This window comes from Bacillus sp. GMa5/1, assembly GCF_050172015.1.
Lineage (GTDB): Bacteria > Bacillota > Bacilli > Bacillales > Bacillaceae_G > Bacillus_A > Bacillus_A cereus.
This window is the reverse complement of sequence record NZ_JBNLYC010000206.1, coordinates 1-6,343: the sequence shown is the minus strand read 5'-3', so window position 1 is coordinate 6,343 and position 6,343 is coordinate 1. Positions and strand designations below refer to the sequence as shown.

Sequence of the window (6,343 nt, the reverse complement as noted above, 5' to 3'; positions counted from 1 at the left end):
TTTCTAAATGGACTTTTTTAGGTTTCTAGATACGACTACTGATAAAAATGGAACAAACTTGTTATTTAGGTTGTCTATTAAGTATACGTATAAAACAGGGGTTCATGATAGTTCACTCATTTTATGAAAAGTGAGATGCAAGAGAGTGATATCCGATACACTCTTTAATTGTATCGATATGTATAACACCTAAAAAAACATATATTCTTGAAAGAGGTTGAAAATGTATGATAGTCTTAAACAAGTTTTTTAACATTTTACATTACAAAAAGATGGTACCTGTAGTATTTCTTTCATGTGCAACGCTTATAGGCTGTTCCGATGGTAATACTCAATCTGAATTACCTAAACAAACGAAACAAACAAATCAAATCAAACAAGAAATTACTGGTAATGATTCTTTTGTTAAACTTGAAAAAGAATTTGATGCTAAACTCGGTATTTATGCATTGGACACTGATACGAATCAAACCGTTACTTATCAATCAGATGAACGGTTTGCATACGCATCTACCCACAAAGCTTTAGCTGTGGGAGTACTTTTACAAAAGAAATCAATAGAAGATCTAAATCAAAGAGTTTTGTATACCCGTGAAGATCTTGTTAATTACAATCCAATTACAGAAAAGTATGTTGATAGTGGTATGACCCTGAAAGAGCTTGCAGATGCTTCTCTTCGATATAGTGATAATACTGCACAAAATCTTATTCTTAAACAATTAGGTGGACCTAGTGAATTCAAAAAATCACTAAGAGAAGTAGGAGACACCGTTACAAATCCTGAACGTTTTGAACCAGAATTAAACGAAGTGCCTCCAGGAGACGTACGTGATACTAGTACCCCAAAGGCATTAGCTACTAGTCTTCAGGCTTTTACGCTAGGAGATGTACTTTCAACTGAGAAACGGGATTTATTAATAGATTGGATGAAAAGGAATACTACCGGAGACAACTTAATTCGTGCCGGAGTTCCAGGAGGATGGGAAGTAGCTGATAAGACTGGCTCGGGATCTTATGGAACCAGAAATGATATCGCAATTATTTGGCCACCAAATAAAAAACCAATTGTTCTTGCGATACTTTCTAATCATGATAAAGAGGATGCTAAATACGATGATAAGCTTATTGCAGAAGCAACCAAGATAGTGTTAGATGCTTTAAAAGTGACAAATAAATAATAATAGTAACTAGTTATTATTATTTTCCCGGTTTTTCGTCACAATATTGTGAGTCATAATTTTGCTAGCGGACTAATGTTTATGGAGTTCTTCGTTGGAGTTGCATTTTTAGCAACGATGGCAAGTTGCTTAATGTTTAAAGTTCTGTCGGGAGCATCAAAAGATGTGGCACGTTATCAAACGTTTCGTAAAATTGTTGTCCGCCGAGAATTATTAACAAACTCAATCTATAAAGAGTTATACTTCATATTTTTATTCCCAGCAATTGTCGGGATTACTCATATATTATTTGGTATGAACATGTTTAGTCCTATTTTAATCGATCCGTACTCTCGTATTTGCTTACCACTTGTTATTTTTGTAGTAATTTACTCGATTTATTACTTGATTACAGTTCAATTATATAAAGGAATTGTACTCTCGAAAAAAAGATCAATGTAATGATGTTATTCATAAAGAATGATAGATAATCCTTTTTGGAAAGAACAATTAAGAGAGAGATAACATTAATTATCGACTGTATCGAAAGTGAAATCACTTCTTTACAGAAGGAGATGGAGAATTAAGTCAATCGAATGAATATTATAGCCTGCTAATATCCCAGAGTATGTTATAAATAATATTGCCACTTGGGTGCAAGGAAGATTGAAAGGAAATTAGCAACCATATTTTTAAATAGTTATTTTCAGAGGCAACAAGTGTATTAGGGAGGGGGCATTTGGCTTAGAGGAATCTTCATGTGAAAAGACCTGAAACAGCCTTCCCTATAGCAATAATAAAGATGTCTAATTTCTAATATAGAAAATAATAGCGTTGCTACATTCAATATGTAGCAACGCTATTTAAATTTTTTAAACAGGGTTAAATTTTTCAAGAAATTTACCTATAAAAAATGATATCCAATTAAATTCATAAGTTTATCCTCTATGTATTTTGTAACTACATTTCATCTTGCTGTAAAGAAACAAAAAACACTTTTTTATTCAATAATTCCAATTTCTAGAGCCCTTTGAACAGCTTCTTCTTTGTTACTGACTCCTAGCTTTGTATAAGCTGTGGAAGCATAATTTCTGACCGTACCATTCGATAAATATAACCTTGATGCTATGGTAGTGTAACGAAGTCCTTTTGCTACTAGCTGTAATATTTCTATTTCCCTAGCTGTTAGCTCATAAGCGGTTGCTTTTGATTGTGGTGTCTCTTTTTTCTCATCAAACTTCTCAAATATTTTGTGAGACATTCCCTGATCAATTAGTGTGCCACCTTTGTGAATAAGTCGGATCGTATTGGCTAGCTCCAACGTTTCAATAGATTTAAGTAAAAAACCATCCGCACCGTTGCGAAGTGATTCCACTGCCTGTTCGGTATCTTGAAACGTTGTAAAAATCAATACGCGGATATGTGGCCATTGTTGCTTAATCTTTTTGGTTGCTTCGATTCCATCCATGTGCTGCATATCTAAATCCATAAGTATAACATGGGGTTGAAGGCGCCCACACAAATCGATGGCTTCATTGCCATCCTCAGCTAAACCGACTACATTTAAATCTTCATATCTATCGAGTAGTGTCCTCAAACTTTCCCGGACAAATGGCTGATCGTCTACAATTAACAAACGAATAAGTCCATCTTTTATTTCAGTTTGTCGCGGTATGGTGCATGTAACAAGCATTCCTTCCTCTGGCTTTGTATATACAGACAAATGACCTTGCAAGTTCATTGCCCGTTCTTTCATCGCATTCATACCGAAGCCTTCCTGCCATTCTACATTTCCTTTTCCATTATCTTGAACTTCTAACCTCGTATATTGTTGTTCAAACTGCAATGAAACTATAATTTCAGTCCCTTGACCATGACGTACTGCATTCGTAAGGGACTCCTGTAAGCAACGAACGAATGTGATCTTCGCTTGCCGAGATAGTTGATATTCCTCTCCGAATGTCCTAAAACTTACATTTACCTGAGCGTGCTCCTGAAATTCGGCTCCAAGATTTTGTAGAGATTGAATCAAGGAAGGAGATTGACATGGAGAATCCATTTGATGTAGGTAACCTCTCACGTCCTCGATGCTTTTCCGTCCCATTTCAAGCAGAGAATCTAGCCTCTGTATACCCATTTCAGTAGCAAGTTCGGTGCGCAACGTTTCCATCCCCATAATAATAGAAGTATAAGCGTGACCAACTGTATCATGAAGCTCACTCGACAGTCTGTTCCGTTCTTCCGCCAGTGTGATGCGTTCAATCTGAGACATATATTGCTCAAGTACCGCGTTTTGTTTACGAATTGATTCATTTTGTTTATGATTGACGATTAATAAATGAAAAGCGAAGCCCATTACATATGCGAATCCATAATAGGTGACCATAACCCAATAGCTATTACTTGGCGCAACCGCATAGAAAATTCCAGTCGTTATAAAAACTGTTATTGGAGCTGTCCAATAATAGGACAAATGCTTACTATTCGCAGCAATTAGAAACACTGATATAAGAAATATGTTGTAAGCTTCCGGAAATAATGAGGTTAAATATATACATTGTCCACCATATAGCAGTATTTCTGTGAACAAATAATATTTATAATTGAATAGTAAGGCTACCCATGGAACAGAGAAGGCAATAATTTCCCAAAGAATAATAATCCAAAGTGGTAATGTTAAACCATCCTGAAAATTTAATGTAGCTAGGATGATAGACACACTAGTAAGTAGACGTATCCCTAACATAATCCAATCGTACCAAAACCAATACTTAACCATATCTAACAAGTCATTTACCCCCTAAGTAGCCTACCTTTTTACTTCCTATATTATAAATTAATCCTTCATACATTGTTATACTTTTTAATTTTACACTGCAATTCTCTCACAGAAGGCAAACTTCTATCGATTTAGTTGCCGAATCATGCTACGTGTATAGCCCCCAATTTTCTTTGTCCAACCATCTACTATTCTAATACTTATGGCGGTAAATACTATACCCATAAACATTACAAAAAGTGACTTGGAAAACGTATCTATCTGTATGAAAATAATATTCATTTCAATGTAGCGATACAGTAGTGGTGCCAACAGGAGCATAAGTGGTATTACATAAAAAATGATTGCACTAATGAGACTGAAAATGCCAATCACTAATTTCTGCATTAACCAAAAGACAGCAGACCAAGTACGACGATCTGTAAGCACTAATTTCACCTGAGCCCAGTTCGATGTATCTATTGTTATACTTTTATCATAAGAGTCTGTTGAAATATCTGTATAAATTTTCGTCTGTATGCGCTCGAATTGGATAAAAGGTGTCGTAGTCTGTAGTACGCGTATAACTAGTGGAATCCCAATTACCGTAAATGAAAGGGTGAAACTGAATAGCAGAGCTATTAGATAAAAACAAAAATAAAACAACCCTGTAACGAAAGTTAGCAATAAAAAATAACCATTCTGGATGAATCTTGATTTCATAAAGTTCTCGCTCCTATCTATGTAATAACCGAATTGTACTGCTTTTTTTGTCATTCTCACTAGTGTAAAAGTGTCATATGACATTTTTAAATGATGATAAAAAGGGGAGAGTAACCTACTTCTGGTTAAAAAAGATGCTTATATGAATCACCATAAAACAATCCCGTTCTTACATCTGCAAGAACGGGATTGTTTTGTACTTTTATTTAATATGAGATGGACTTGTTTTTCGAATATGAAAAATAATATCAAATTGCTCAAGCAATGACTTATCAAAGTATGCCGATTCGTTGGGGAAGAGTTGTGCCCCTATACTTAGTAATGGTCTTTTTGCTTTAACCCACTTCTCTGCTGGTCCTTTAAGGTGACGGTTATCCAATAAAAACATGTTATATGGTACTTTTCCGAGGGTATAATTGAAACTATTTACATTTTGTGGAATCGCACGCGATGTAATTTTACCTCCAGTGGAAGGATCATATTCACTGTATAAGGTGAAATTCCCCCCCGTAGTTGTACTACCAATTGTGACATAATTATTGTCTAAACGTTCCTTCAAAAACTGCCCCGCAGCATAAGGGTATGATTCATCATCGATAATTCCTTTAGCTATATGAATATTGTGTCCCCATACCATCGTTTTACCACCGAATGTTTCTTGCGCCCACATTGCATGATCGGCCATGTATTGCTCATGTAACTTTAACAGACTTGGATGGTCGTTAGGAATTAGCATTGTTGTAAATTTCTCTATTGCACTTGCCGTTGCTTTCGCCCAGATGTACTCGGGTGAAACTATTTTTGTGTTGGCTTGCTCATTCTCATCTTTTAGTAATTGGGATACTCTCTCAGCATTTCCTTTGAACTTTTCTTTTATTTCAGGAGCAAGTTTCATATATTCCTGTAAACTTCCAGTAAAAGACGGCAATTCTTTATAATTTTCTTCTACTTCTGCCAGCAAATCTGGTCGATGCAGCCTTACATAATCAATTACTTTATTAAAGCAACCTTGGTCCAACTCCTTTAAGTCGAGCCCAATAAATTGGATCTTTTTTTTAGTGGATGGATCAGCATTATAATCTTTCATCCACTCAATCATGGCTATAATTTCATCAGTAGGATATAACAAGTTTAAAAATTCTCTAGGGTTTCCTTTTCCTGTTTGGATATATTCATTTAGCTTTAAGCCGTTTCCCCAATCTTCTTCCATTGTGAAATTTGTAAAACCCATCTCAGTAACCAAATATTTCACAAGGCGAAACTTCATAGTGAAAATTTCAGAGCTTCCATGAGTATTCTCCCCTAAACCTACATATTGTGCGCTCCCAATCATTTTCTTAAGTGGTTTTAAATCCTCAAATTTTTTTGACGGCTCTATCGTTTTTAATGGGTAAGCCTGTGATTGTATGGATTTAACTATATTTTTTTGGATTGATTGACCTGAATTTTCGACTGCTATTGTTTGAGCCTTTCCTACTTCTACATATCCTGTGACTAATAAAGCTGTACTAACCATTGCAATTATTCTTTTCTTATTCATTTTTTTCACCTCAATTGAATTATTTGTAAAAGCAAGATTGATTCATTGTACTTGCACGAATCACTTGCCTTAATTCAATTGTTATCTATCCCATATCATATTTTCTAGTTACATATTGTCATAAGGTTAATTGACACAGGTCATAGACTAATCATTACACTTTTG

The 6,343-nt window shown here is 35.1% G+C and carries 4 protein-coding genes and 2 pseudogenes; 3 read left to right on the top strand and 3 right to left on the bottom strand.

From position 1 onward, the window contains the following. Nucleotides 1–227: 227 nt before the first annotated feature. The 3 genes and pseudogenes from bla to ACQGSG_RS25395 form a co-directional block, all read left to right on the top strand. Nucleotides 228–1,178: a class A beta-lactamase gene (bla, locus tag ACQGSG_RS25405; RefSeq protein WP_000636458.1), complete on the top strand. Its 951-nt coding sequence runs from the start codon at nt 228–230 to the stop codon at nt 1,176–1,178. A 45-nt stretch (nt 1,179–1,223) separates the two neighbouring features. Next, nucleotides 1,224–1,619, top strand: a pseudogene (locus ACQGSG_RS25400) (ABC transporter permease); the annotation flags it as partial. Between the two features lie 21 nt (nt 1,620–1,640). Then, a pseudogene (locus tag ACQGSG_RS25395) lies at nt 1,641–1,838 on the top strand (alpha/beta hydrolase); the annotation flags it as partial. A gap of 319 nt (nt 1,839–2,157) precedes the next feature. Here the strand turns inward: ACQGSG_RS25395 and ACQGSG_RS25390 are convergent. The 3 genes from ACQGSG_RS25390 to ACQGSG_RS25380 form a co-directional block, all read right to left on the bottom strand. Then, the gene (locus ACQGSG_RS25390; RefSeq protein ID WP_246960520.1) at nt 2,158–3,945 is read right to left on the bottom strand and encodes a helix-turn-helix transcriptional regulator; all 1,788 of its coding nucleotides are present in this window, start codon (nt 3,943–3,945) and stop codon (nt 2,158–2,160) included. A gap of 114 nt (nt 3,946–4,059) precedes the next feature. Next, the gene (locus ACQGSG_RS25385) at nt 4,060–4,638 is read right to left on the bottom strand and encodes a sensor domain-containing protein (protein ID WP_246960517.1); all 579 of its coding nucleotides are present in this window, start codon (nt 4,636–4,638) and stop codon (nt 4,060–4,062) included. 202 nt (nt 4,639–4,840) lie between these two features. Next, nucleotides 4,841–6,178, bottom strand: coding sequence for an erythromycin esterase family protein (locus ACQGSG_RS25380; protein ID WP_001036187.1), 1,338 nt, complete (start codon nt 6,176–6,178; stop codon nt 4,841–4,843). Nucleotides 6,179–6,343 lie beyond the last annotated feature (165 nt).

Excerpts from the sequence above, each read along its gene's own strand:
- bla (WP_000636458.1), top strand. The coding sequence starts at position 228 with ATGATAGTCTTAAACAAGTTTTTTAACATTTTACATTACAAAAAGATG.
- ACQGSG_RS25385 (WP_246960517.1), bottom strand. The coding sequence starts at position 4,638 with ATGAAATCAAGATTCATCCAGAATGGTTATTTTTTATTGCTAACTTTC.
- ACQGSG_RS25380 (WP_001036187.1), bottom strand. The coding sequence starts at position 6,178 with ATGAATAAGAAAAGAATAATTGCAATGGTTAGTACAGCTTTATTAGTC.